The 26,503-nt window shown below is 39.9% G+C and carries 23 protein-coding genes, 9 tRNA genes and 1 pseudogene; 22 read left to right on the forward strand and 11 right to left on the reverse strand.

The features are described 5' to 3' along the window. Positions 1-313: 313 nt before the first annotated feature. Together cysK and cysZ are read right to left on the reverse strand one after the other, a co-directional pair. A complete protein-coding gene (gene cysK, locus AACQ38_RS07925) occupies positions 314-1,267 on the reverse strand; it encodes a cysteine synthase A (protein WP_011145703.1) in 954 nt (317 codons plus the stop codon). A gap of 114 nt (positions 1,268-1,381) precedes the next feature. Beyond that, the gene (gene cysZ, locus AACQ38_RS07930; RefSeq protein ID WP_165577854.1) at positions 1,382-2,152 is read right to left on the reverse strand and encodes a sulfate transporter CysZ; all 771 of its coding nucleotides are present in this window, start codon (positions 2,150-2,152) and stop codon (positions 1,382-1,384) included. A gap of 220 nt (positions 2,153-2,372) precedes the next feature. Between cysZ and zipA the strand changes: the two genes are divergently transcribed. The 4 genes from zipA to AACQ38_RS07950 all read left to right on the forward strand — a co-directional run bounded on the left by zipA (position 2,373) and on the right by AACQ38_RS07950 (position 7,208). Further along, the gene (zipA, locus tag AACQ38_RS07935) at positions 2,373-3,284 is read left to right on the forward strand and encodes a cell division protein ZipA (protein WP_011145705.1); all 912 of its coding nucleotides are present in this window, start codon (positions 2,373-2,375) and stop codon (positions 3,282-3,284) included. A gap of 61 nt (positions 3,285-3,345) precedes the next feature. Beyond that, positions 3,346-5,364, forward strand: a complete 2,019-nt coding sequence (gene ligA, locus AACQ38_RS07940) for an NAD-dependent DNA ligase LigA (RefSeq protein ID WP_165577855.1) — start codon at positions 3,346-3,348, stop codon at positions 5,362-5,364. A 360-nt stretch (positions 5,365-5,724) separates the two neighbouring features. Next, positions 5,725-6,909 carry a NupC/NupG family nucleoside CNT transporter gene (locus tag AACQ38_RS07945; RefSeq protein WP_011145707.1) on the forward strand — a complete coding sequence of 395 codons (1,185 nt, stop codon included), beginning with the start codon at positions 5,725-5,727 and terminating at the stop codon, positions 6,907-6,909. Positions 6,910-6,992: 83 nt separating this feature from the next. Beyond that, positions 6,993-7,208, forward strand: a complete 216-nt coding sequence (locus AACQ38_RS07950; protein ID WP_011145708.1) for a DUF3820 family protein — start codon at positions 6,993-6,995, stop codon at positions 7,206-7,208. A gap of 92 nt (positions 7,209-7,300) precedes the next feature. On the opposite strand, the gene AACQ38_RS07955 is transcribed toward AACQ38_RS07950, so the two are convergent. The 4 genes from AACQ38_RS07955 to gltX all read right to left on the reverse strand — a co-directional run bounded on the left by AACQ38_RS07955 (position 7,301) and on the right by gltX (position 9,303). Then, positions 7,301-7,376, reverse strand: a tRNA-Ala gene (locus AACQ38_RS07955). Between the two features lie 56 nt (positions 7,377-7,432). After that, positions 7,433-7,508, reverse strand: a tRNA-Ala gene (locus AACQ38_RS07960). A gap of 111 nt (positions 7,509-7,619) precedes the next feature. Next, complete coding sequence (locus AACQ38_RS07965; RefSeq protein WP_162129043.1) at positions 7,620-7,850, reverse strand: hypothetical protein; 231 nt, start codon at positions 7,848-7,850, stop codon at positions 7,620-7,622. A gap of 34 nt (positions 7,851-7,884) precedes the next feature. Next, positions 7,885-9,303 carry a glutamate--tRNA ligase gene (gltX, locus tag AACQ38_RS07970; RefSeq protein ID WP_165577856.1) on the reverse strand — a complete coding sequence of 473 codons (1,419 nt, stop codon included), beginning with the start codon at positions 9,301-9,303 and terminating at the stop codon, positions 7,885-7,887. Between the two features lie 269 nt (positions 9,304-9,572). On the opposite strand from gltX, the gene AACQ38_RS07975 reads away from it, so the two are divergent. The 6 genes from AACQ38_RS07975 (at position 9,573) to AACQ38_RS08000 (ending at position 10,214) form a co-directional block, all read left to right on the forward strand. Beyond that, positions 9,573-9,648 (forward strand) — tRNA-Val (locus tag AACQ38_RS07975). Between the two features lie 30 nt (positions 9,649-9,678). Then, a tRNA-Val gene (locus tag AACQ38_RS07980) sits at positions 9,679-9,754 on the forward strand. 45 nt (positions 9,755-9,799) lie between these two features. Beyond that, positions 9,800-9,875 (forward strand) — tRNA-Val (locus tag AACQ38_RS07985). A 43-nt stretch (positions 9,876-9,918) separates the two neighbouring features. Further along, positions 9,919-9,994 (forward strand) — tRNA-Lys (locus AACQ38_RS07990). A 35-nt stretch (positions 9,995-10,029) separates the two neighbouring features. After that, positions 10,030-10,105, forward strand: a tRNA-Lys gene (locus tag AACQ38_RS07995). Between the two features lie 39 nt (positions 10,106-10,144). Then, positions 10,145-10,214 (forward strand) — tRNA-Lys (locus AACQ38_RS08000). Positions 10,215-10,348: 134 nt separating this feature from the next. On the opposite strand, the gene nadS is transcribed toward AACQ38_RS08000, so the two are convergent. Continuing rightward, complete coding sequence (gene nadS, locus AACQ38_RS08005) at positions 10,349-10,633, reverse strand: NadS family protein (protein WP_011145710.1); 285 nt, start codon at positions 10,631-10,633, stop codon at positions 10,349-10,351. Position 10,634: 1 nt separating this feature from the next. Beyond that, on the reverse strand, positions 10,635-10,967 hold the full coding sequence (locus AACQ38_RS08010) for a type II toxin-antitoxin system RelE/ParE family toxin (RefSeq protein ID WP_165577857.1): 333 nt from the start codon (positions 10,965-10,967) through the stop codon (positions 10,635-10,637). A 233-nt stretch (positions 10,968-11,200) separates the two neighbouring features. Between AACQ38_RS08010 and AACQ38_RS08015 the strand changes: the two genes are divergently transcribed. Then, positions 11,201-11,270, forward strand: a tRNA-Lys gene (locus tag AACQ38_RS08015). Positions 11,271-11,355: 85 nt separating this feature from the next. Here the strand turns inward: AACQ38_RS08015 and dinQ are convergent. Next, the gene (dinQ, locus tag AACQ38_RS08020) at positions 11,356-11,448 is read right to left on the reverse strand and encodes a damage-inducible type I toxin DinQ (protein WP_272482622.1); all 93 of its coding nucleotides are present in this window, start codon (positions 11,446-11,448) and stop codon (positions 11,356-11,358) included. Between the two features lie 841 nt (positions 11,449-12,289). Here dinQ and glk point away from each other — a divergent pair. The 4 genes from glk (at position 12,290) to pgm (ending at position 16,494) form a co-directional block, all read left to right on the forward strand. Further along, on the forward strand, positions 12,290-13,255 hold the full coding sequence (glk, locus tag AACQ38_RS08025) for a glucokinase (RefSeq protein ID WP_165577858.1): 966 nt from the start codon (positions 12,290-12,292) through the stop codon (positions 13,253-13,255). Between the two features lie 493 nt (positions 13,256-13,748). After that, positions 13,749-13,928, forward strand: a complete 180-nt coding sequence (locus AACQ38_RS08030) for a hypothetical protein (protein ID WP_207631807.1) — start codon at positions 13,749-13,751, stop codon at positions 13,926-13,928. Positions 13,929-14,267: 339 nt separating this feature from the next. Then, positions 14,268-14,792: a replication initiation negative regulator SeqA gene (gene seqA, locus AACQ38_RS08035; RefSeq protein WP_011145712.1), complete on the forward strand. Its 525-nt coding sequence runs from the start codon at positions 14,268-14,270 to the stop codon at positions 14,790-14,792. Between the two features lie 61 nt (positions 14,793-14,853). Then, positions 14,854-16,494: a phosphoglucomutase (alpha-D-glucose-1,6-bisphosphate-dependent) gene (gene pgm, locus AACQ38_RS08040; protein ID WP_011145713.1), complete on the forward strand. Its 1,641-nt coding sequence runs from the start codon at positions 14,854-14,856 to the stop codon at positions 16,492-16,494. 63 nt (positions 16,495-16,557) lie between these two features. Here pgm and AACQ38_RS08045 read toward each other — a convergent pair. Together AACQ38_RS08045 and AACQ38_RS08050 are read right to left on the reverse strand one after the other, a co-directional pair. After that, positions 16,558-16,970 (reverse strand): annotated as a pseudogene (locus AACQ38_RS08045) (EamA family transporter). Then, positions 16,897-17,058 carry a hypothetical protein gene (locus AACQ38_RS08050; RefSeq protein ID WP_339367037.1) on the reverse strand — a complete coding sequence of 54 codons (162 nt, stop codon included), beginning with the start codon at positions 17,056-17,058 and terminating at the stop codon, positions 16,897-16,899. The pseudogene AACQ38_RS08045 and the gene AACQ38_RS08050 overlap by 74 nt, the downstream one beginning before the upstream one ends. A gap of 686 nt (positions 17,059-17,744) precedes the next feature. Between AACQ38_RS08050 and AACQ38_RS08055 the strand changes: the two genes are divergently transcribed. The 7 genes from AACQ38_RS08055 to AACQ38_RS08085 all read left to right on the forward strand — a co-directional run bounded on the left by AACQ38_RS08055 (position 17,745) and on the right by AACQ38_RS08085 (position 26,447). Continuing rightward, the gene (locus AACQ38_RS08055; RefSeq protein ID WP_165577860.1) at positions 17,745-18,977 is read left to right on the forward strand and encodes an MFS transporter; all 1,233 of its coding nucleotides are present in this window, start codon (positions 17,745-17,747) and stop codon (positions 18,975-18,977) included. After that, the gene (locus tag AACQ38_RS08060) at positions 18,943-19,338 is read left to right on the forward strand and encodes a ParB N-terminal domain-containing protein (protein WP_011145716.1); all 396 of its coding nucleotides are present in this window, start codon (positions 18,943-18,945) and stop codon (positions 19,336-19,338) included. Before AACQ38_RS08055 ends, AACQ38_RS08060 begins: the two co-directional genes overlap by 35 nt. Beyond that, positions 19,331-20,527 carry a SidA/IucD/PvdA family monooxygenase gene (locus AACQ38_RS08065; RefSeq protein ID WP_165577861.1) on the forward strand — a complete coding sequence of 399 codons (1,197 nt, stop codon included), beginning with the start codon at positions 19,331-19,333 and terminating at the stop codon, positions 20,525-20,527. Before AACQ38_RS08060 ends, AACQ38_RS08065 begins: the two co-directional genes overlap by 8 nt. Before the next feature lie 242 nt (positions 20,528-20,769). Beyond that, positions 20,770-22,620 (forward strand): aminotransferase class I/II-fold pyridoxal phosphate-dependent enzyme, encoded by a 1,851-nt coding sequence (locus AACQ38_RS08070; protein WP_207631808.1) that lies wholly within the window; start codon positions 20,770-20,772, stop codon positions 22,618-22,620. Further along, positions 22,617-23,291 carry a formyltransferase family protein gene (locus AACQ38_RS08075; protein WP_011145719.1) on the forward strand — a complete coding sequence of 225 codons (675 nt, stop codon included), beginning with the start codon at positions 22,617-22,619 and terminating at the stop codon, positions 23,289-23,291. Before AACQ38_RS08070 ends, AACQ38_RS08075 begins: the two co-directional genes overlap by 4 nt. A gap of 144 nt (positions 23,292-23,435) precedes the next feature. Then, a complete protein-coding gene (locus AACQ38_RS08080) occupies positions 23,436-24,239 on the forward strand; it encodes a Cof-type HAD-IIB family hydrolase (protein WP_165577863.1) in 804 nt (267 codons plus the stop codon). Between the two features lie 675 nt (positions 24,240-24,914). Beyond that, positions 24,915-26,447, forward strand: coding sequence for an MAC/perforin domain-containing protein (locus AACQ38_RS08085; RefSeq protein ID WP_165577864.1), 1,533 nt, complete (start codon positions 24,915-24,917; stop codon positions 26,445-26,447). Positions 26,448-26,503: the final 56 nt, after the last annotated feature.

Raw genomic sequence — 26,503 nt, forward strand, 5'->3', positions numbered from 1 at the left:
GCACTAACGACGTCTACTGAGATAGGCTCTCAGGTTGATAATGTAATAAAAATTTTTATTCATTATCAGAAAAATTGTTCTTTCCGATGCTTCTGATTGATAGTTTGAAGTAAAGATAGATCGCGGAACTACTTAACTGAAACTACTACTTCTGCTAATTAATTTCGAGCATCGAAATAATTATTATTGGTTAAATACTAGACCCATTGTAAGAAATCATCTGGCAAAGTGTAAAAGTTTGATCTACCACACAGAAAAAGCACCATTCAGGTGCTTTTTTATCAATAAATCTAAGTAACTTACTTAAAAACTTTTATTCATCAGACAAGTCAGCAAACAGTACACTGCTTAGATAACGTTCACCTGATGAAGCCAGAATGACGACGATATTTTTATCTTTATATTCTGGTTCCTGAGAAAGTTTCACCGCTGCTGCAACGGCGGCTCCAGAGGAGATACCTGCCAGAATGCCCTCTTTTACCATGATTTCACGTGCGGTTTTGATAGCTTCCTCACTGCTGATTTTGAAAACGCGATCAACCAGTGTCAAATCAAGGTTATCTGGAATGAAACCTGCACCAATACCTTGAATCTTATGGGGACCCGGTTTCACTTCTTCACCGGCCAGAGTCTGGCTGATGACGGGTGATTCTTCCGGTTCTACAGCAACCGTGGTGATATTTTTACCTTTGGTGTTCTTCAGGTAACGGGCAACCCCTGTTAATGTACCACCAGTCCCTACACCGGTAACAAATACATCTACTTCACCGTCTGTGTCTTCCCAGATTTCCGGGCCTGTGGTTTTTTCATGGATTTCCGGGTTTGCCGGATTGCTAAACTGTTGCAGGATAATATAACGATCGGGATCGCTAGCTTTAATCTCGTTAGCTTTCTCAATGGCGCCTTTCATACCTTTAGCGCCTTCTGTCAGCACCAGTTGCGCTCCCAATGCTTTCAATAGCTTGCGGCGCTCAATACTCATGGTTTCTGGCATAGTCAGCGTTAATTTGTAGCCCCGAGCGGCGGCAACATAAGCAAGGGCTATCCCGGTATTACCGCTGGTAGGTTCTACCAACTCTTTCCCGGGTTGTAGGATACCGTGTTTTTCAGCATCCCAAATCATGTTGGAACCAATGCGACATTTTACACTAAAACTTGGGTTACGGGATTCTACTTTTGCCAGAATACGCCCATTGCCAAAGTGTTTTAGGCGAATTAACGGGGTACGACCAATAGTCAAAGAATTATCTTCGTAAATTTTATTCATACTCGTCTTTCAACTCCCTTTAGTGATATCCGATCAACAATACGCCAACAACCGGTTAATGGAAATATAACTTAAATATATTTTTATTGTCTAAAAGGATACCTTAAATGAATATCACGGCATAATACGAGGAGCGTGTTGATCTCGATAGCGATCGACCCACATTGCCGTCGCTGCGCATACGGCAATAGGCATAATGACCAAATTGACAATGGGTATCATGGTTAAAATATTCACTGTTGCGCCAAATTGCAGATTAATTATTTTGTTTTGGCGAAGGGCACTACGCATTGTTGGAAAACTGACTTTATGGTTATCAAAGGGGTAATCACAATACTGAATCGATAACATCCATGCACTGAAAATAAACCAGAGCACAGGTGCGGCAGTCTGGCCGATAACAGGAATAAAATAGAGTAGCAACAAGATCAGAGCGCGTGGAATATAGTAGCGCAGCTTGACTAATTCCCGTTTCAGGATACGTGGAACATCTTTGAAGAGTGCGATAACGCCGGTATCCGGTGCGGGGATTCCTGTTAAATCCGCTTCCAGTTTCTCTGCCAGCAAGCCATTGAATGGCGCTGCGATAAAATTCGCTATTGTGCTGAAGAAGTAAGTAAAAATCAGCAAAACAGAGATCACGGCCAGCGGCCATAAAATATAACTGAGCCATTGCATCCAATCTGGTACTTTGCTCACTATCCAAGGGAGCCAATTCTCCAGTTTTTGGTAGAGCCACCAAAATGAGCCACCGAGAAACAAAACATTTGCCAACAAAGGCAATAAGACAAATCTTTTAATGCCTAGGCGAGTAATTAATTTGCAACCTTGCACCAAATACTGAAAGCCGCTCAAATTTTTTGGCGATTTTGTCAAATTCAGCATACTTCCTATTCTCTCCTGTGTGATTGAAACGCTATCATATAGGCAGGATTTTCGACTGACTAGTATTGTTCTGTATAAAAAAAATGCAAAAGAGGCTTATTAGGCATTTTTCTGATAAGAAAAGTGTGTATAAGCTTGCACTTGTGTTATTTGACAAATACAGTTAATACAGAAAATATTCCGCCGTGGTGGCATACTTAATTAAACAACAGAGATAGCAATGATGCAGGATTTGCGTCTGATATTAATCATTGTTGGTGCGATAGCAATAATAGCTTTGCTGTTACATGGGTTGTGGACCAGCCGTAAAGAGCGTTCTTCGCTTTTTCGTGATCGCCCAGTTAAACGTCATAAACATGATCGTCAGAATAGTTTCGTCGATGACAGTGATGATGAAGCGTTCGACAATCAGCAAAAGCCTTATGCCCATAAGCAGGTGAAATCTCATCAGGAGTATAAAGCTGAGCCAGCTATCGAGCGTCGTCAGCAAAAATTGACTGAAATTGATGCTGCAACGCCTGAAGAAAGCGATGATCCGTTGCTGACGGGCCGTCAGCCTGAAACGACAGCGAGAAGGGCAGCTATAGAAGAGCAGGAACCCCAACTCGGTCTGTTTGAATTTGAAGAGCAGAATGAGTCTGAAAGAAACGGATCTGCGATTGAAGAAAAATCTCAGGAGGCGGCTGGCGAAAAAGAAGCTCAGACCAAAGTGAAAGAAATTGTTTTGGTTCTTCACGTAGCAGCACACCACGGCCAGGAATTGAATGGTGAGTCCTTGCTGCAAAGTATTCTACAATCTGGCTTCCAGTTTGGGGAAATGCAGATTTTTCATCGTCACGTGAACCCATCAGGTAGCGGTCCGGTCCTGTTTAGTCTGGCAAATATGGTGAAACCGGGTTCATTTAATCCTGAAACAATGGTTGATTTTACGACTCCAGGGGTTTCCATATTTATGATGGTCCCTTCTTACGGAGAATCTAGTCAGAATTTTAAACTGATGTTGCAGGCGGCCCAGCGTATTGCTTCTGATGTTGGGGGTGTGGTGCTTGATGATGAGCGAAAAATGCTGACACCGCAAAAAATCGAATTGTATAAGGCACGTATTCGCAGCACACTTGGTGTTCAGGTATAATCAATTTATCGAATGTTCAAGCCCCCGCCAGTCGGGGGCTTTTTATCGCTGGTTATAAATCATGAAATCAACTGCTCAACAAATAGAAAAGCTCAGAACAACACTGCGTCATCATGAATATCTGTATCACGTCATGGATGCACCAGAAATCCCTGATGCAGAATATGATCGGTTAATGCAGGAATTGCAGGATCTTGAAGAACAATACCCTGAGTTGATTACATCGGATTCACCAACGCAGCGGATTGGCGCTGCTCCTCTGGCGGCTTTTGAACAGGTCCGCCATGAAATTCCTATGTTGTCATTGGATAACGTATTTGATGAAGAGAGTTATCTGGCGTTTGATAAGCGGGTGCGTGACCGCCTGAAAGAGACCCAGGATTTAGTGGTGTGCTGTGAGCTGAAACTGGATGGTTTGGCGGTCAGCCTGTTGTATGAAAATGGTGAATTGGTACGGGCTGCAACTCGTGGTGATGGTACAACAGGGGAAAATATTACATCAAATATACGGACTATCGGCGCAATTCCACTGCGTCTATTCGGCGAAAATATTCCAGCTCGTATTGAAATTCGCGGTGAAGTTTTCATGCCGCAAAAAGGGTTTGAGAAACTGAATGAGGAAGCTCGCCGCACGGGTGCAAAAGTATTTGCTAACCCACGTAATGCGGCGGCTGGCTCTTTACGTCAGCTCGATCCCCGTATTACGGCTAAACGTCCATTGGCTTTCTTCTGTTATGGTGTTGGTATATTGGAGGGGGGAGAGTTACCCGCCAGTCATTACGAACGATTGATACAGTTTAAGAAATGGGGATTGCCGGTCAGCGATAAAGTTAAAGTTTGTACCGATAGTCAGCAGGTTATTGATTTTTATCATGATATTGTAAACCAGCGTTCCGCATTGGGGTTTGATATCGATGGTGTTGTTGTCAAAATCAATTCGCTGGAATTGCAGGAAATATTGGGCTTTGTTGCCCGGGCGCCACGTTGGGCCACAGCATTCAAATTTCCTGCTCAGGAGCAAATGACGATTGTTCGTGATATTGAGTTTCAGGTTGGTCGTACTGGCGCAATCACACCGGTAGCACGTCTGGAGCCAGTACAGGTCTCTGGTGTCATTGTCAGTAATGCAACATTGCACAATGCGGATGAGATTGAACGTTTAGGTTTGCGGATTGGCGATACGGTTATTATCCGCCGTGCTGGTGATGTGATTCCACAAGTTGTCGGTGTTTTGGAAGAGAGAAGGCCACAGGACAGTAATGTAGTTGTTTTCCCTGAACATTGCCCGGTATGTGGGGCAGATATTGAAAGGATTGAAGGGGAAGCTGTCGCGCGTTGTACGGGGGGATTGGTGTGTGGTGCTCAGCGTAAAGAAGCGCTTAGGCATTTTGTTTCCCGTCGGGCGATGGATGTTGACGGCATGGGAGAAAAGATTATCGATCAGCTAGTGGATAAAGAGTATGTCAAAACCCCGGCAGATCTTTTCAGGCTGACGGCAGGTAAATTGACCGGGCTTGATCGCATGGGGCCGAAATCTGCCCAGAATGTAGTAGATGCGTTGGAAAAAGCAAAAAAAACCACCTTTGCCCGTTTTCTTTATGCATTGGGTATCCGTGAAGTTGGGGAAGCGACCGCTGCTAATCTGGCTGCTCACTTTGGCGAACTGGATAAATTACGTTCCGCTGATGAGGAAGCATTGAAAGAGGTTCAGGATGTTGGCGAAGTGGTGGCGAAACATGTTGTTAACTTCTTCATTGAACCTCATAACCAAACAGTTATTGACGATCTGATTGATGATATTGGTATCAACTGGGAACCGGTCGTCGTAACGAGAGCTGAGAAGATTGATAGCCCATTTTCGGGTAAAACAGTTGTACTGACAGGCTCCTTGCATCAGTTATCCCGGGATGAAGCCAAAGCTAAACTTGTTGCACTTGGGGCAAAGGTGACGGGCAGCGTTTCTAAGAAAACAGATTTAGTGATTGCGGGTGAAGCCGCTGGTTCAAAATTAGCTAAAGCGAATGAGTTAAATATTCCGGTTATTGATGAAGAAGAAATGATCCGTTTATTGGGTGAATAACTTTTTGTTTACATGCTGATTATTGAGAGCTTTTCTCAATAATCAGTTATGTGCGATAAGGTGTTTTTAAAGTTTATTTTATACGATTCAGCTAAAAATGTGGTCAGACTCATTAAGTAAAGGTTTACAGCAAGAATTATTTCAGTCTAATGTGATATCTATACTCTATGGATTTCAAGATGGATCGCGACGGCAAGGGAGTGAATCCCCGAGAGCATAGATAACGATGTGACCGGGGTGAGAGAGTGCCGCCAACAAAGAGGCAACTTGAAAGATAACGGGTATATACTTTTTTGCTCGCCTTTTATTACATAGAATGCGTTGATAAAAACTCGCTTTCTATCGTGTTTGGAGTGTGATATGTCTCAAATCCTGCATTTCTTTTTAGCTTTGATTGTCATTGGCGGCCTTGCTATTTTGGCGAGTAGTGACCGTAAAAGTATTCGTCCTCGCTATGTTATTCAATTGCTTGTTATTGAACTTATCTTGGCTTGGTTTTTCCTGAATTCTGGTATTGGTCAGGAATTTGTCATGGGATTTGCTGGTTTGTTTGAGCATTTACTGAAATATGCGGGTGAAGGGACTGAATTCATTTTTGGCGGCATGATGGATGCAAAACTGGCATTCTTCTTTCTGAATGTATTGTGTCCGATTATCTTTATTTCTGCGCTGATTGGTATTTTGCAGCATATCAAGCTATTGCCAATCATCATCCGGGTTATTGGTACTCTGCTGTCCAAAGTCAACGGTATGGGTAAACTGGAATCATTTAACGCAGTCAGTTCTTTGATACTTGGGCAGTCTGAAAACTTTATTGCTTATAAAGATGTACTGGGAAAAATGTCAGAGCGTCGTATGTATACGATGGCGGCGACTGCAATGTCAACGGTTTCTATGTCAATCGTTGGTGCTTACATGACAATTTTAGCGCCTAAATATGTTGTAGCGGCATTGGTGCTTAATATGTTCAGTACCTTTATCATCCTATCATTGATTAATCCGTATGCTGTTGACAGTGAAGAAGATATTCAGATGAGCAATCTTCACGAAGGTCAAAGTTTTTTCGAAATGCTAGGTGAATATATTTTGGCGGGTTTCAAAGTGGCCCTCATTGTCGCTGCTATGTTGATTGGTTTCATTGCCCTGATTGCGGCGGTTAATGCGTTGTTCAGCATGGTGTTTGAGAAGAGCTTTCAGGAAATGCTCGGCTACGTATTTTATCCATTTGCTTGGGTGATTGGGATTCCCACAGATGAAGCATCGAAGGTTGGTAGCATCATGGCAACTAAATTGGTTGCTAACGAATTTGTGGCGATGCACAGCTTACAATCAATTGTGACAGAACTTTCTCCTCGTTCACAGGGCATTTTGTCGGTATTCTTGGTTTCTTTTGCTAACTTCTCTTCCATTGGGATTGTGGCAGGGGCGATTAAAGGCTTGAATGAGAAACAGGGTAATGTCGTTTCCCGCTTTGGTTTGAAACTACTGTTTGGTTCAACGCTTGTCAGTTTCTTGTCTGCGGCTATTGCAGGTTTGTTACTGTAAAAGATAACGTTTTATCGTGGAATATTGCATCATGGATGGTGCAGATTCCCTTTCACCTATTTCTCCTTATCGATGTGCAAATTATGGAAAAAGAGAACCTGATAGAAATTGCTAATACTGCAATGCCGTTCGGTAAATACAAAGGGCGTATGCTCATTGACTTACCGGAAGAGTATTTATTGTGGTTCGCTCGTAAGGGTGAATTTCCACAAGGTAAATTGGGTGCGCTGATGGAAATGACTTTAGCAATAAAACTAGAGGGACTAGATTCGTTGGTGAAGCCATTGAAAAAAGGCTAGCCAAGGTTGGCGTTTTTTCAACCGATAATGGTGGTTAGATAGGGTAATGACCAAAAGGCCCTGAAAGCATGGCTTTCAGGGCCTGATAATTTTGGTGGAGCTAAGCGGGATCGAACCGCTGACCTCTTGCATGCCATGCAAGCGCTCTCCCAGCTGAGCTATAGCCCCACGAGTGTGGTATTTCCTAATTTAGGACCAAATACCTTATTTCAATATAAAGGATTTGGTGGAGCTAAGCGGGATCGAACCGCTGACCTCTTGCATGCCATGCAAGCGCTCTCCCAGCTGAGCTATAGCCCCAATCAAAATTAATGGAACGGGGCGCATAATATGAAACCCTGCAAATACTGTCAACGGCTAACTCATCATTCTCACAACAAGCGTTGAAAAAGCCATCAATTTTATGATCAATTAACAAAATAGAGGCTGAGCAATGGGTTGAAGTGAAATATACCGGTCATCTTTCAAGTTGCCTCTTTGTTGGCTGCACTCACTCACCCCGGTCACATCGTTATCCATGCTCCCGGGGATTCGCTCCCTTGCCGTCGCGATGCATCTTGAAATCCATAGGGTATAGAGAGTGTTTGATAAAGTGATAAAAAGGGAGCAATTAAATGAGATTTTCTGAGAACAAAAAGGCATCACAATGTGATAAGTGATGCCTTGGGTGCATTAATTAAGATTGAGTTTCACGTTGAGCAATGAACTCTAGCGCTTGATTAATACGGGAGAGAGTACGGGTTTGCCCGATAGCGTGAATAGTGACATCCACACCTGGGGATTGACCCGCACCGGTAGCCGCAACACGCAATGGCATACCCACTTTACCCATACCGACTTCTAGCTCATCAGCGGTGGATTGAATGGCATGATGCACATTTTCTGGTGTCCAATCAGTAATTGAAGCCAGCTTTGCATGGACAACTTCAAGAGGCTGACGGGCAACTGGGCGCAAATGTTTCTTCGCCGCATCGGCATCAAATTCAGCAAAATCTTCATAGAAGTAGCGGCAGGATTCCGCCATCTCTTTCAGCGTCTTACAGCGTTCGCCCAGTAATTTAATTAGATCAACCAACTGTGGGCCATTACGGGAATCAATACCTTGTTGCTCAATATGCCATGCTAGATGAACGGCAACTTTCTCTGGAGGCAGGGTATTAATATAGTGATGATTCAGCCATTGCAGTTTTTCTGTATTGAATGCGCTGGCGGATTTATTGATAGCATCCAGGCTGAACAGCTCAGTCATTTCTTCAATGCTGAAAATTTCTTGATCACCGTGCGACCAACCCAAACGCACCAAATAATTCAGCAGTGCTTCTGGCAGGTAGCCATCATCACGGTATTGCATAACGCTCACTGCACCGTGACGTTTGGATAATTTTTTACCGTCATCACCGAGGATCATCGAAACGTGTGCATATTCTGGCACGGGAGCGCCGAGTGCTTTCAGAATATTGATTTGGCGAGGTGTATTATTGATATGGTCTTCACCGCGGATGACATGGGTGATCTCCATATCCCAGTCATCGATAACAACACAGAAGTTATACGTTGGCGAGCCATCGGTACGACGGATAATCAGATCATCAAGTTCCTGATTGCTGAACTCAATTGGGCCTCGGATCTGATCATCAAAAATAACAGAACCTTCCTGTGGATTGCGGAAACGGACAACATGGGGTTGAGCTGGGTCATGTTGACATGGATTATCACGGCAACGGCCGTCATAACGCGGTTTCTCGCCATTTGCCATTTGAGTTTCCCGCAACGCTTCCAGATGTTCTTTAGAACAATAGCAGCGATAGGCATTGCCTTGTTCTAGCATTTGATCAATTGCCTGATTATAACGATCAAAACGTTTCGTCTGATAATAAGGGCCTTCATCCCAATTCAGATTTAACCAGTTCATACCGTCCATAATGGCATTGATAGCTTCCTGAGTTGAGCGTTCAAGGTCAGTATCTTCGATACGCAATACAAATTCGCCTTTGTTATGGCGGCTATACAGCCAGGAATAAAGTGCGGTACGAGCACCACCAACATGGAGATAGCCAGTTGGGCTTGGTGCGAAACGGGTTTTAATTTTACTCATCGGGGATTGCCTTAATTACGTTTCACTTTTCAATGAACGTTATTGGTGATTTAAAGTAATAAAGTGGGGGTCATTTTATCACTGCACCTTAATTCCTCAATGCTGTTAACGGGAAGTTATTGAGGAAAGTCAGTGTATTTGTCTAAACTGCACCCTATAGTGACGATAATTATCTCACCCTTGTTTAATTTTGAGACGAACGATATTTTTCTCTAGAAAAAGCGTTGACTCACTCTGAACTATCCCTATAATGCGACTCCATCACGACGGGGCGATTAGCTCAGTTGGTAGAGCATCTCCCTTACAAGGAGGGGGTCATCAGTTCGAATCTGGTATCGCCCACCATCTCGTTGTGATAAGAATGATTTTATGATTGGGCGATTAGCTCAGTTGGTAGAGCATCTCCCTTACAAGGAGGGGGTCATCAGTTCGAATCTGGTATCGCCCACCAATCATAGATTCAGTGGTATAGAAGCAGTAATAGTCATCATGAAGTGGGCGATTAGCTCAGTTGGTAGAGCATCTCCCTTACAAGGAGGGGGTCATCAGTTCGAATCTGGTATCGCCCACCACTTCATTAAGATTGTTTCAGGCGGTATCACATATCTTTGGTGCGGGTCGTTAGCTCAGTCGGTAGAGCAGTTGACTTTTAATCAATTGGTCGCAGGTTCGAATCCTGCACGACCCACCACTCCAAAAGATATTCAGAGTAGTTCTCCTATAGATGGGTCGTTAGCTCAGTCGGTAGAGCAGTTGACTTTTAATCAATTGGTCGCAGGTTCGAATCCTGCACGACCCACCACTCCAAAAGATATCCAGAATAGTTCCCCCTATAGATGGGTCGTTAGCTCAGCCGGTAGAGCAGTTGACTTTTAATCAATTGATCGCAGGTTCGAGCCGAGCGAAGCGAGACAACAGCGCGTGAGCGCTGGCCCGCAGCAAAAGAAGTCACAAACAATGAGAACACTCAAACTATGGCCTCTTGGAAACAGGTAGAACCGAGATGTGGTAGGTAACTTTAATACTTGTACGACACACCGGCTAATCAATGCGTCGCCAGGGCTTTATAGAAACTAGGGTTTTCTTGGATGATAGCTAACACCTTTGCCGCTAGTCCTGTCGGATTTCGACGCTTCTGCTCCCAGCTTTTAATTGTATCAAGGCTAGTGCCTAAAGCCTCCGCCATCTCTGTCTGTGAAATGTTAAGTTGAGCACGGATAGCTTTAACGTCGGTAACTTCGTATCGGGTTACACGCGCTGCGGCTTTATTACCTTGTTTAATTTCAACTGCTTCTTCTAGGGATGCTTTTAATTCGTCAAAAAAACTCATATTACACCTCATCTTTTAGTAATTTTGTTAGTTTTTTCAGTTCTGCTTTCTCGGCATCCGTTAAGCTATCTTTTTTACTTTTCGGATAAGCCATCACCAGATAGATAATATCTTCAGTCGCTAGAAGATAAATAACTCTGGCACTACCATTTTTTCCTTGTGAGCCTATAGCCATTCTGATTTTACGTAACCCCCCAGTACCACGTATTAGATCACCTTTATCTGGTGACTCGATAAGCTCTCGTTGCAGTTCTTTAAGTTCATCATCAGTGGCAATCTCTTTTATCTGTCGGGTAAACATACTAGTTTCGATAAACTCTATCGCATGACTCACTGGAAAACCTCCTTTATCCTAGAGTACAAGGTACTCTTATAATTCTAAAATTGCCAGCATGACTTACAAATTTATTCCATACCTTTAGTCGTACTACAGATCCGGTTATTTAACAAAGCCTGCCAAACGAAACCAGTAGTCACCGAACGAAGTGAAGAAAACCTCGAAGGCCGAGTCATCCTGCACGACCCACCACTCCAAAAGATATCCAGAATAGTTCCCCTATAGATGGGTCGTTAGCTCAGTCGGTAGAGCAGTTGATTTTTAATCAATGGGTCGCAGGTTCGAGCCGAGCGAAGCGAGACAACGGCGCGTGAGCGCTGGCCCGATATGAATATTAAAGGCCATCGGATGGTTAATCCGATGACCTTAGCTACGTTTCCGTTATCTATTTCAGAAATGCGCGGATCAATTCTAAAAGCGCAACTAATGCTTTGAGAACGATGATAGCAGTATCAATAAAGGCTTTGAATGCTTTCATCCGTTTTGCTCCTGTTAGGGAGCGCGATTTACCCAGCCATTGCCTTTACACTGCCTGTCTGGCTGGTTCTCATCAGTGTTAGTTGAAGAGTAACGCGCTCTGACTGAGGCACTGAATCAGCACCACCTGTACTTCAGCCAGGGCTTAAGAAAACTTGCGTAGTAGATACACGGTCAGAACACTATCTCTAAACTAACAGCCGTTGATTATAAGTTTATTTTGTCCTGATTCAATGGATTAGAACGTGAATAGATAAAAACAAAAAAACCAACTGGTGAGGTTGGTTTTTTTGCATTTACCCTTAAGTAGGGTGATTTATCTTTAATGCTATTCACCAGGTTGGTAGCCTCGGTTTTAGCGCGTTACTCTTCAACTAACGTAGTTAGTCTACCCCCTAAAGTACGAAATATCAACATGAGGGGCTCATACTAAATTGACGGTATTATCATGATGAAAGATCATCATAAATTGTGGGAAAATATGTTTTTTTGTTAAATAACAGAATAATATTTCTTTTCCGGTCCATCAGATTTACAAGCCGTGTTTCTGATAGTGCTGACTTGAAGGATAAGGCCGTAGGCCGAGTCATCCCGCACGACTCACCATCTCAGAAGACAAAATCCGCATAAAAGCGAGACAACAGCGTGTGAGCGCTGGCCCATATATACCCTAAAGATTTCAAGATGCATCGCGACGGTAAGGAAGCGAATCCCCGGGAGCATAGATAACTATATGACCGGGGTGAGTGCAGGTTATTCACTCCTAAACGATCTATACCAATAATGCCAGATGGGATAAGCTTTACCTAATGGTTGTACTAGCTGATTATTAGGATATAAAAATGAATCTCTACGGACTTGTTGCTGATATTGGCGGCACTAATGCCAGATTAGCACTTTGCAATTTGGAAAATGGGGTTATTGAGCGGATCGAAACATATAGTGCAAAACAACACGCCGGATTAGAATCTATTATCAGTCACTATTTAGCAGAGCAAAAAACAGTAGTGACTTATGCATGTATTGCTATTGCTTGCCCGATAAACGGTGATTGGGTAGAAATGACCAATCACCAATGGGCATTTTCTATTAGTGAGCTGAAACGGACACTTGGGCTAGAAAAATTAGATGTGATCAATGACTTCACGGCTGTATCTATGGCTATTCCAATGCTGACAGAAGAATACAAGCTTCAATTAGGAGGAGGAGAAGCGGTTAAAGACAAACCGATAGCGGTTTACGGGGCAGGGACTGGCCTCGGTGTCGCTCATTTGATCAAGGTAGACAAGCAATGGGTAAGCTTACCGGGTGAAGGTGGTCATGTAGATTTTGCCGCGAATAGTGAAGAACAAGATGCAATATTGGCTGTTTTACGGCGTAAATTTGGGCATGTTTCAGTAGAAAGAATCTTGTCCGGTAGTGGATTGGTAAACCTTTATCAGGCCATTGCCATTTTGGATCATCGTCAGCCGGAAGATTTAGAACCAGAAACCGTGACGCAACGAGCATTGGATAAAAGTTGCCAATATTGCCATCGTGCTCTGACACTATTTTGTGAAATTATGGGGCGATTTGGCGGAAATTTAGCGTTAAATATGGGAACTTTTGGTGGTGTGTATATTGCTGGTGGAATAGTGCCGCGGTTTCTTGATTTCTTTAAGCAATCGAACTTTCTAAATGGATTTGGAGATAAAGGGCGCTTTAAACCGTTAGTACAACAGATTCCTGTTTATCTGATTACTCATCCACAACCAGGATTATTAGGTTCAGGTACCTATTTACGGCAACAGCTTTCACTTATTGATTAAATTATAGGGTCAGATATACATTTCAAAATTAATGATTGTGTATATCTGACTGGAATTTTTTAAATATCACTATTGCAACTGTATATTAATATTGAAAGCCATGAAAATCCATTTTATTTTTGAGTTTTTATGGTTTTATTTATATTAAATCTTGGTTTAATAATATTGTTTTGGATTTATAAGAATAAATTTAAAGAATAGATATTATGATTTTAACGATTAATGATTGAAATTATTGATTCTATAATTCACATTGAAAATATAATAATGGATATGATGATTTTTTCATATAACTTATATGGTTACGATTTATTTTGGTAAAATTTAAATGTTATATTCAAATAAAAATTTACAAATTTATTAAAACATATTTACTGTTAAGATTTAATGATAATAAACATACATCTCTATGAATTTAAACAGTTTTACTGTTTATAATCAATCTCCCCATTCACAGTCTCATCTCTCTTGATTGAATTTATTATCGGCAGTATTGCAACTAAGTTTATCATTATCTGGGTATAATATCAGAATAAATTATACCCTATGGATTTCGAGATGCATCGCGGCGGCAAGTGAGCGAATCCCCGGGAGCATAGATAACTATGTGACCGGGGTGAGAGAGTGCAGCCAACAAAGAGGCAACTTGAAAGATAACGGGTATATTATGTGATTATCAACTCCTAAATAGGTGGTATTAAAAGATTGAATATGACATTTGACAATGAGTAAATAGGTCTTGTCACATTCTTTACTATCACCATCAAAACTTTCTGCAATATAGCGATGATTTATTCTCCTGCGTGTGGGAAGTATTTAACATGGCAATGAAATTTATATTCACAATATTTATGTAACTGATTGATTTATTTTAGATGAAAAGCGGATATTTTATTATGCTGTTTTTCATGTTTAAATACTTTTAAGTTATTGAAATTTTAATTGTTTTGTTTTCTCTTTTTATACTTTATAATCGGTCTAAATTTTTTATTTAGAACAGTACTGGATAGAAATGAAAACGATAGAAGTTGATGAAGACCTTTACCGCTATATTGCCAGCCACACACAACATATTGGTGAAAGTGCATCTGATATTTTACGGCGAATGTTGAAATTTAACGCCGAGCAGCCAGTACAAAATGTGCAGCCTCTCAGTGCTGTGGAGAAAGCGCCGGTAGCCCGCCAGCGTGATTCTGTCCGTGTGATACGTGAATTGTTACTTTCAGATGACTATTCTGATAAGAAAAAATCTGTTGAGCGTTTTATGTTGATCTTATCTACGTTATACAGCCTGAACAGTGAAAGTTTTTCCCAGACGACTGATACCATGCATGGTCGTACCCGTGTTTATTTTGCTGGTGATGGACAGACATTGCTCGCCAGTGGTAAACAAACTAAACCTCGCCACATTCCGGGCACACCTTTTTGGGTCATTACTAACACCAATACTGATCGTAAGCGTAATATGGTTGAGCAAATTATGCAGGACATGAAATTCTCAGCCAATTTTATCGACAAGGTGTGTGGCACAATTTAACTGATTAAGGCTGTGCTGACGGATAAAGTTCAGTGCAGCTCTTGTCCAGGGGAGATTTAAAGTGGTAAATCATCCGCGCGCGGGGCAGATTGCCCGCCAAAGTGATCTGATAAATGTAGCGCAGCTTACATCACAGTATTACACCTTGCATCCTCAGCCGGAAAACTCAGAGCATAAGGTTAAATTTGGTACATCCGGTCATCGTGGCAGTTCTCAGCGTCACAGTTTTAATGAGGCACATATTCTGGCAATTACTCAGGCTGTTGCGGAAGTTCGCAAGCAACGGGGAATCAATGGCCCTTGTTATGTGGGTAAAGATACCCATGCTTTATCAGAAGCGGCATTTATTTCCGTATTGGAAGTCTTAACGGCTAACAGCGTGAATGTGATTGTGCAGGAAAATAATGGATTTACGCCAACACCTGCGATTTCTCATGCCATCCTCTGTTATAACCGCTTGGGGAAAGCATTAGCTGATGGAATTGTTATTACCCCTTCCCATAATCCTCCTGAAGATGGGGGGATTAAATATAATCCACCTGATGGTGGTCCCGCAGATACCGATTTGACAGCAATTATAGAACGTCGTGCCAACGAGTTGCTCACGGCAGGTCTGAAAGGCATTAAACGTTTGCCATTTGTTCAAGTATTGAACAGTGAATATTTGCATCAGCAGGATTTAGTTGAACCGTATGTTAGCGCGTTGGGTGATGTGGTTGATATGGCTGCTATCCAGCGGGCCGGGTTGAAAATCGGTATTGATCCTTTGGGGGGTTCTGGCATTGCGTTCTGGCAGCGTATCGGTGAGCGTTATAATTTGGATCTGACGCTGGTTAATGATCAAGTTGATCAGACATTCCGTTTTATGCACTTGGATCATGATGGCGTCATTCGTATGGATTGCTCATCCCCTTGGGCAATGGCGGGTTTGTTAGCCATGCGCGATAAGTTTGATCTGGCTTTTGCAAACGATCCTGATTATGACCGCCACGGTATTGTCACCCCTGCCGGTTTGATGAATCCTAACCACTATCTGGCAACCGCGATAAATTACCTATTCCGCCATCGTCCGCAATGGTCAGAAAGTGTTGCGATAGGTAAGACATTGGTATCTAGTGCCATGATTGATCGGGTTGTCGCCGATCTTGGCCGTAAATTGGTGGAAGTACCCGTAGGTTTTAAATGGTTTGTTGATGGGTTACATAAAGGTGAATTGGGCTTTGGCGGAGAGGAGAGTGCGGGGGCTTCTTTCCTGCGTTTTGATGGTACGCCGTGGTCTACAGATAAAGATGGGATTATCTTGTGTTTGCTGGCGGCAGAGATGACCGCAGTAACAGGGGAAAATCCGCAGCAGCATTATAATAAGTTGGCAGCTCGCTTCGGTACGCCAAGCTATAGCCGCATTCAGGCACCGGCAACTTATCAGCAGAAAGCATTATTAGCCAAGTTGTCACCAGAAATGGTGAAAGCGGATAAGCTTGCCGGTGATCCAATCACCGCCCGGTTGACAAAAGCTTCGGGTAACGGCGCGTCAATAGGCGGTCTAAAAGTGATAACAGAAAACGGCTGGTTTGCTGCTCGCCCATCGGGGACAGAAGAAGCCTACAAAATTTATTGTGAAAGCCTGCTTGGCCCTGAGCATCGGCAGAAAATTGAGCAGGAAGCACTGGATATTGTTAACCAGGTTTTTGCCGCCGGTTGATCTTTTTGGCCGATGAAAAAGAATCCGCAACAGTGGTAACGGCTTTTGCGGATTTTTTATTTTTCAGCCCAGAGCAACCATTAATGCACCGGCAGTAATCAGTGCAACACCACCTGCGGCCATCAGTGATATTTTTTCACCAAATAAGATAACGGCGAAGATGACGGCAAACACGACACTGAGTTTATCAATTGGGGCAACCTGAGAAACATGACCGTTTTTAATTGCTAGAAAGTAAAACAGCCATGACAATGCCCCCGCCACACCGCTTAAAACGATAAAAAGCAATGCCTTGCGGTTTGCCACTATTTCACTCACCAGATTTAACTTTCCCGTACGACAACAACGCCGACAAGAAACAACGCCATAATGACTGCGCGTATTGCTGTTGCTGTATTGGCATCAAGATTTTGCAACCCGATTTTCCCGAAGATAGCGACTAAAGCGGCAGTAAACGCTGATAATAAGGCATAGATAAGCCAGGTACTCATCGCGAATAAATCCTATATACCCGTCATCTTTCAAGTTGCCTCTTTGTTGGCTGCACTCGCTCACCCCGGTCACATAGTTTGCTATGCTCCCGGGGATTCACTCCCTTGCCGCCGCGATGCATCTTGAAATCTATAGGGTATATTACCTTCATTAAATAAATTAAAGAATAAACTCATTACTAATCCCCATTTTAGTTAGTGAATATTTTGGTCTCATGAGATAGTTTCCAGTTTTAATCTCGGATGACTTCATATAAATCTATAAATAATAATTATCCCCACCGGAGTTTAGCTATTAAACTAAAATATAATTTTATTTATATATTTCACTTTGAACATAATATTACAGTTTATTTTTTAGTTAGATTAAGCTGAGTTTTTCAGTTAATTGATGATTATTTGAATAGATAAAGATTGAACGGAAAGGTTTTTATCTGAGATTAAGAGCCCTTTTTACCGGTGTTTTTACCGGTTAAAGTGCGAAGTACTTATGTCATTATGTTGCTTACTAACATCACCAGCATTTGACCTACGTTTAACATGTAATAAAAATGTCATATTTCGTTTGCAATTAACATCTGTTTTGATAATATATTAAAAATAAATTATATATCATTGAATTTGCTTTATCGTACAGATCATCCTAGTTCTTGCTTCTACATTTGATTTTTGTAGAGGCAGGTGGATCTTATGTACTCGCATAATATTTTAAATGCTTGGTTTAAAAGATACCAATATAAATAATATAAGAAAATAACAATGAAAAATTTTTCTCTTAGTAATTATACATCCATACCGGCATGTATATGGGGTCTATTTCTTGGGACTTTTGTAACAAGATCAACATCAATGATGGTATGGCCTTTTATATCCATCATACTATATACAAAGTTTCATTTTACTGCATCGATGATTGGATTAGTTCTTTCTTTATCCATTGCGATTTCATCAATATTAAGTTTTTATGCGGGTTACTTCTCTGATAAAGTCGGCCGGGCTAAGATAATCATCATTGGATGTCTTATCTCTTCATTGGCATATTTAATATTATGGTTATCTGAACATCAGTCTGGTTTTATTATTGGTACTTTATTAGCGAATATTTCCTGGGCGCTGGTGAATAACCCAATAAAAGCCGTTATCGGTGATATTATCGAGGAAAAGCAGGTAAGAGAGAATGCCATGTACTTAAGGTATTTATTTCTTAATGCGGGTGCGGTAGTCGGGCCTTATTTAGGCGTAAAATTAAGCTTGGATATTAATTCTATTTCTTTTCTGATTGTTTCGCTATCTTATGTAATTTTTATGATCCCTGTTTATTTATTTGGTAAGAAAATAAAAATAAAATTAACAAATAATGATGATTTTAAAGGAACGATGAAGGTTTTATTAAATGACCGGGTGTTTTTAATGTTGGTCATAAATAATATTCTCATGATGTTTATTTTTGGCCATTTTGATTCAACTTTGCCGCAGTTAATTACTTCATTAGGGTTTAATGGGTATGCTGAGTTTATTGCTTCGCTTATTATGTTACATGCGGTAACCATTGTCGTTATGCAGTTACCGTTTTCCATATTAACGCAAAAAATGGCGTTAGAAACGAAAATAAATATAGGGTCTGTATTACTCATTTTATCTGAATTTATGTTCTTTATTTCATTCAAATATTATGATGTTTATTTATTGTGGTATGTGGCTGCTTTTATCATGAGTATCAGTCAAACTATTTTGTTTCCATGTGTGAATGTTTTTATTGATCGTTTGGCACCAAATGATTTACGTGGCGCATATTTTGGTACAGCGTCACTCTATAGTATCGGTTTTTCTATATCTCCATTGGTTGGTGGTACTGTTATCCAATTATTTAATGGTGGAGTGTTATTTCAATTATTAGCGATATTAAGTGTATTGATGTTGGTAATTTTCTGTCGGATGTTTAAACTAAGGGATAAACATGAAATTAATATTAGAAGAAGTCTCAAATCTTAGACCAACTGAATTACATTGTCCTGTTCGTGTTGAGCAGTTAATAGAGAAAGTTAAACTTGAAGGTTTTTGGACTCAACCAATCTGGATTGATGAAGCAACGCATGTGGTTATTGATGGTCATCATAGACTGGAATTAGCCAAGACACTAAAATTAAGTTGTATTCCTTGTCTGGCATTTGATTATGAGAAGGAGCTGTTGGTTTATTCCCGCAATGAGAATAAAACAATTAATCATCGTGATGTTATTAAGGCGGGTTTAGATAAGCAACCTCTTGGTTATAAACAGACTCGTCATGAGTTTGCCGGGAATGTTATTGAAACACAAATTTCGTTAAAAATGTTAGGGTTTGTCAATGAATAAGCAGTTTTATGATGTGGTAATGTGTGGTGCAGGTCCTGCAAATATTTCATTAATCCCGGATTTATTAAAAGATGAAGCTATAAAAAATTGTCTGATTTTAGAAAAAACAGAGATGGTGGGTTCTGGTTCATTAAAGAAATATAAAATTACCGCGAACTCTTTAGGTAGTGTATTTTTAGAGAAATTTGACGGTTGTGATGATGAGCTTAGTCAATATATAAGATCAACATCGGAATGGGAACATTTTAGTGCCAATAAAGATAAGCCCGTTGAATTGAGATTTGTCGGCCAATATTTGGAGAGAATTGCCCGCTTTATTCAGGAAAACAAATATGGTGATCGGTTTAATATTTTGACTGAAGCGGAAGTGAAAAAAATTAAGCAGAATGAAGAGGGTAACTATGATATAACTTATCATAAAAATAATGAAGATTATATTGTATCCGCGCGAAAAGTACTGTTTAATATAGGTGGAAATCCAAACGAATCCAGATTATTGCATAATAGCAATAATATTACCTCTGGTGATTTTATTAAAGGTTTTTATGATGAGGTTATAAATAAAGGTGATGTAAAAAGTATATCAATATTGGGTTCATCACACAGTTCAGTTTCTTGTTTGATTAGACTTATTGAGCAATTAGAATTTGCAGGAAAAATAAATGTTTTTGTGAATAAAGATTTCAAGTTGTTTTTTGATTCGCCTTCAAGCGCAGAATCTTACGACTACGATTTTACACAGGAAGATATTTGCCCTTTAAGTAACCGAGTTAATAGATATTCAGGTTTAAGATATGACTCTTTTGCTTTTGCACAAGAACTTAAAGAAAGAAAATATAAAAATATTTCTATCTTGAATATTTCAGAAATTTCTGATGATGAAATTATTAAACTCATTAATTGTGATGATTTATTGATTCACTGTACGGGATATCACTCAAAACTTGTCGAAATTATTGATAAAAATAATATTCCTCTTGAATTTAAAAGTGATAGATATGGTTTGCTAACTAATGAAAAATTAAGTCCTATATCGACGTCAGGTGAAGTACTTAATAATTTTCACACATTTGGTCTGGGATCGGGTGTCAAGACGGGGGGTGAAAATGGTGGAGAGGCGAGTTTTCATGGAAGAATTGACGGGGTTTGGGTATATCAGCATGTTATATATGACATCGTATTTAATTGATATTTAATTCAATATCAATTTTATATCATTAATGAACTATATTTTAGGTTAATTCCTATTTAACAATAAAAATAACCTTTTAACAGTCATTTATACCCTATGGATTTCAAGATGCGTCGCGACGGCAAGGGAGTGAATCCCCGGGAGCATAGCGAACTATGTGACCGGGGTGAGCGAGCGCAGCCAACAAAGAGGCAACTTGAAAGATAACGGGTATAAAATAATTTATTAAGACTATGCATATGAAAACAGTAATACTTCTCTGTGCCGGAAGAGGCAGTAGATTATCAACGAGAACATCAAATAAACCAAAACCTTTGGTAGAAACAAATCAGATATCATTTATCGATAATGCGCTGAGGAATATCGAATCTGTCGGTATTAAAAAAGTTATTATTGTGGTGGGTTATAAGAGCGATGTTTTAATGGCTCATATTAAACAAAACGCATATAACTTGCATATTGAATTTGTTAATAGCGATAAGTGGGAATCGACGAATAATATCTATTCTTTATATCTCGCCAGAAATTGGATTAAGCAAGATACCCTGATTCTTGAAGGCGATATCTTCTTTACTAAGAAATGCTTGGAAATTGTCATGTCAAAAGCGGGAGATCTTAATGTACTTGTTTCTCCTCTTAGCCAAAATATGGAAGGAACTTACGCAAAAGTTGATAATGATAATATCGTTGCGCTAAATTCCACCAAAGATAACAACTATCAGGTTGAAGAAGGTCAATATAAGACGGTAAATATTTATAATATTTGCACCGCTAATTTTGCTGAATATGTTACTAAAGAGCTAGAAAGTTACGTTGATAGTGGATCGACGGGGTTATATTATGAGGATATATTTAAACACTCTTTACTGAATAATATGGCTGAATTTAAAGCAAGTATTGTTGATAATTCTCAATGGTATGAAGTAGATAATACTTATGATCTGGCTATTTGTGATTTCATTTCAAGTAATAATAAATTAGATCTTGTGCAAAACAGGCATGGTGGATACTGGCGTTATCCTATTATTGACTTTGGCTTAATTTACAATTTCAACTTTCCACCTAAAAAATTGAAAGATGAAATAAAGAATCATTTTGATGAAATATTATTAAATTATCCTGGCGGGAATCGTTTAGTCGAGCAGGCTTTATCTGAATTTATTGGAATAGAAAGAACGCAATTATGTATTTCAAATGGCGCTGCTGAGATAATTAAACGGCTTCCTGATGTTTATACAGGCAAAGTATTAGTCACTGTACCATCATTTAATGAATATGCTAATTGCTTTGGTAAAGACAGAACAATATTTAGCTATAGTAAAGAGAGCAGAGATTTTGAAATAAATATTGATGAACTATTAACGTTGGCGAAAGCAGAAAAGCCAAATGTGGTGGTGATTGAGTCACCAAATAACCCAACAGGTAAATTGACGCCTATTGATAGTCTGTTATATTTGGCTGGCGAATTGTCGGCATTAAATATCGACTTAATTGTTGATGAATCTTTCTTAGATTTCTCTAAAATGCGTGATGACACAATGTTAACGCATTTAGATAACTATAAGAATTTATCTGTTATTCGCAGCATGAGTAAAACCTTTGGCATTGGTGGTATTCGTATCGGGTATATTGCCACCGCAAATCAGGAATTACTTGGTAAAGTAAGAGCTGTGTTACCCATTTGGAATATGAATGGTTTTGCTGAAGAGTTTTTATTGAGATTACCGCAATATAGAGAGAGTTATAAATTAAGCTGTGAAAAAGTGATTAGTGATACGTTAAAATTACAACAGGAATTAAACTCAATCGAGGGTATTACCGCATTTGAGACAGATTCTAATTTTGTTTACTGTAAATTGCATGTTTCTGATGCAAAGACGATATCAAGGTTACTGTTAGATATTCATGGTCTGTATGTGAAAGAGTGTTCTGGCAAAGGAAATATAGGCTCTGATCTCTATTTACGTATTTCTTGCAGAACACCAAGTGATAATGAAATTTTAATAGGTTCATTGCGTATGGTGATGCAGGGGTTAATTAATATTAGTGATATTAGCGTGGTCAAGGAAGTTAACGAGGTTTGCGAATGAATAATCCCAAAACAGTGGTAATTTGTGGTAAAGGAGAATTGGCAATTTTCATTTGTCAATATTTCTTAAATCATAAAGAGTATAAAATATCGCACGTGGTGGCAGATAAATTCGAACCTGTAAGCACTGATCAGACGTTAATTGATTTCTGTTATCAAAATAATATTGCTGTTATTGAAGATAATAAGGTTGAAAATCTACCCGGCTATGAAAATGGTGATTTCACTTGCGATTTATGTTTTGTCGTATTTCATAAGCGGATATTGCCTTTAAAATTCATTAATTCGTGTAAGAAAATATTAAATATCCATTTGTCTTATTTACCTAAATATCGAGGTGTAAGACCGGTTAATTGGGCTTTGAAAAATGGAGATCAATCTCATGGCGTGACGATCCATGAAATCAACGAAGGTATTGATGCTGGGCCGATTGTGAATCAGATTTCGTTTTCTATTTATCCTGAATTTGAAGAGGTCATTGACACTTATACACGGGCTATTCGCTATGCCAGACAATTATTCCTTGACACGATGCTGATATTGGAAAAAATAACACCAAGACCTCAGATTGATTCAGAGGCGACAATTTATTATGAAAAGGATAATCATAGTCTGGAAGAAAGGATGACATTTACCAAGCAGGCATCGCTCGAATTGCTTAATAAAGCTTAGATAATATACCCTATGGATTTCAAGTTGCATCGCGACGGCAAGGGAGCGAATCCCCGGGAACTATGTGATCGGGGTGAGTGAGTGCAGCCAACAAAGAGGCAGCTTGAAAGATGACGGGTATAACTAAATACTGGAACGCCCTCTATGCATAACCTCATTGCCACAGATCTTGATGGAACGCTTCTCCTTCAAGGAGATACAATTGGTAAGTTTACCCGTAAAGTGCTTACTGATTTATCAAGTATGGGAAAGCAAATTGTATTTGCCACCGGCAGGCACCATGCTGATGTGAATTCCATTATTGGTGATTTTGATATACCTGTGCATTTGATTACTTCGAATGGTGCCAGATTAACCAGTGCTTGTAAGAGCTTGGATATTAGACAACATTTGCCAAGTCACGTCGTAAAAAGAGTGATTGAAGAAACTCAGGCGGATAATGATTTAGTGATCAATATGTATTGTGGTTCTCAATGGTTAACCAATGAAGTGAATCATAATTTTAGCGATTTTAGCCAGAATGATAATTTTAATCCAACATTCAAGCATGTTGATGAAATGCCTTGTGATGCGGTTGAAAAATTTTTTTTCATTCATAAGAGTAGAAATCATGATGCATTGATTAAATTAGAACGCCATTTAATTGATCTCTTTTCTGATAATGTCAGTATTGCTTTTTCATTCCCTTGGTGTCTGGAGGTAATGGGGAGTGGTGTTTCGAAGGGGCAAGCTTTAATTCAGCTCGCTGGTTTTCTTGGTATCCCAATGAATAAAACGATTGCATTTGGTGACGGTATGAATGATGTGGAAATGCTTTCAACCGTAGCTAAAGGGGTCATCATGGGAACGGCGCATAATAGGGTAAAACAAGCTCTTCCTGATGCCGATATTATTGGTTCTTGTTGTGAAGAGTCTGTGGCTCATTATTTATCTGAAAATATGTGCTAGGCAAACTTGGGGCGTTAGGATTCAAATCTTGGCACCCTTTGCCAATAGCTGAGCTGGCTCTATCTTTTGTTCGCTGAAACATATATCCCGTGTATTAGTTGTTTTTTAAAATTATTTCTATTGATTTCATTTACGAGTTAATATACCCAATGGATTTCAAGATGGATCGCGACGGCAAGGGAGAGAATCCCCGGGAGCATATACCCAATAGATTTCAAGTTGCATCGCGACGGCAAGGGAGAGAATCCCTGGGAGCATAGATAACTATGTGACCGGGGTGAGCGAGTGCAGCCAACAAAGAAGCAGCTTGAAAGATGACGGGTATAGATAACTATGTGACCGGGGTGAGCGAGTGCAGCCAACAAAGAGGCAGTTTGAAAGATGACGGGTATAGTTATGAATATTCAATAGGGTAATAGTGAACAAAGAAATATAATGCTAATTTTACTCTATGAATTTAAATAGAAAAGTATGAGCTCATCGACAATGATTGATATTTTAGATGAGCTGAATGGCATCTATTTCAGGATACATATGCCATTATTTTCATGATCACTTTGTTGATATTTCTCACTTCTACTCTATTCTTTTTTATAGGTATGAAATTCTGAACCCTCATCAAGAATGTGGCGATAGCTATTGTCAATTTATTCCCTATCAATATGAGGTTCCATTATGTCTAACGATAAAACAGGAAAATCACTAGAACAGGAAAACAGCGAAAGAGATGTCGAAATACGTGACCGAAATTATTTTCGAAAATTGTCCCTATTCGATGATACTGTTATAGCTGGTGCTGAAATGATCGGCACAAGTTATGATGTTTTTGGTAAGTATTGCAATGTGGGAAGTTGTATGAATTCGCTTTTCGATGAGCGGAAAATCAATGCCAGTGAAGATAACTTCAAGAAGGTCACTATTCTCGGCAAAACCCTAAAAGTCCCCTATTATGTCGATTGTTATAGTGTCGGGGATTTAAAATATACCAATGCATCAGGCGAATCTATTGAGTCATATCAAAGCAATATTTCCAGTAAAAGCCGCATTAAAGGTAACTATTTATTCTTTAGTGCCTCACTGAAAGTCGATTTTGATACGGATAGTCTGACGGATTTTGAAAATGCGTTTTCCCGCATTCAGTATACTTATGATCTCTATATACTTAAAAGTTCAGCAGAAGCACTAAAAGAGTTTCTTAAAGAGAGTGTTAAAACAGCCCTTGATAAGGCGGATACTGAGGAGGATATGAATGACCTATTTAATACTTGGGGTTCTCACTTTCTGAGTGGTGTGGTCATGGGCGGCTGTGCGCAATATTCATCATCTACGAACAAATATACGTCGAATCTAACAAACTCTTTTGATGTGGTTGCCGCAGCCTCATTTGCGGGATTTATCGGTCTCTCTGCTCGTACAGGAAATTCATTTATGGAGGATATAAAGAAATTTCGTTCAGCATCCAATATAAAAACCCACGCCATTGGCGGTGACTTATCTCGATTTGATCCTTTTGGTGGCGCTACAAGCGCAGATCAACCTTCCGCAGAAGAAATAGCAGCAGCGAAAAAAGCCTTTGAAGACTGGAAAGCCAGTGTGCCCAATGCCCCTGAATTAGTTAACTTTGCAGATTCCAACCCCTTGACGGGGATTTGGGAACTGTGTTCAGACAGAACACAAAAGGCCAAGCTTAAAAAGCATTTTGAAACTGTTTGGGCTCCGGCGGAGTCTGCTAAACGACGTGTGCATGCGGATTATATTGATGAGATTATTATTGGAATCAATAATACTAACACCCCTCCTGAAGGGTATATTGGATTAAAATCCACTAAAGACGAAAATCTGAATAGTAAGGGTAATATTTGTCTTTTTATGCATAAAGCAAAATATGATCCCAATATCGATAATAAGGATTGTATCACTGAATTAAAGTTCATCACTGTAAGAGATAAAAGTCCGGAGGGAGATTGGGTTAAAATCCCTCAAGATATTTATATCTCACCCAATCAATATTTATATTTGTGTTATTTACCAGCGAAATATTCCGCCGAGAAGGCGATAAAGGACATTCAATTGTTATGCAGCAGTTGTGGTTCCAGCATGATACTTCCTTATGGATATAACGATGTCTTAGATGAAAGAGGTGAGAGAGTTAACACTACTGAGGATAAATATGTTCATTATCTTATCTATAGCGCTGGGTGGAAATGAAAAATATGAATAGGTGAGTTTTAGCCATTTGGAAATCGCTGAAAACAGCGTTATCT

It is taken from the genome of Photorhabdus sp. RW14-46, assembly GCF_963887965.1.
GTDB lineage: Bacteria > Pseudomonadota > Gammaproteobacteria > Enterobacterales > Enterobacteriaceae > Photorhabdus > Photorhabdus laumondii.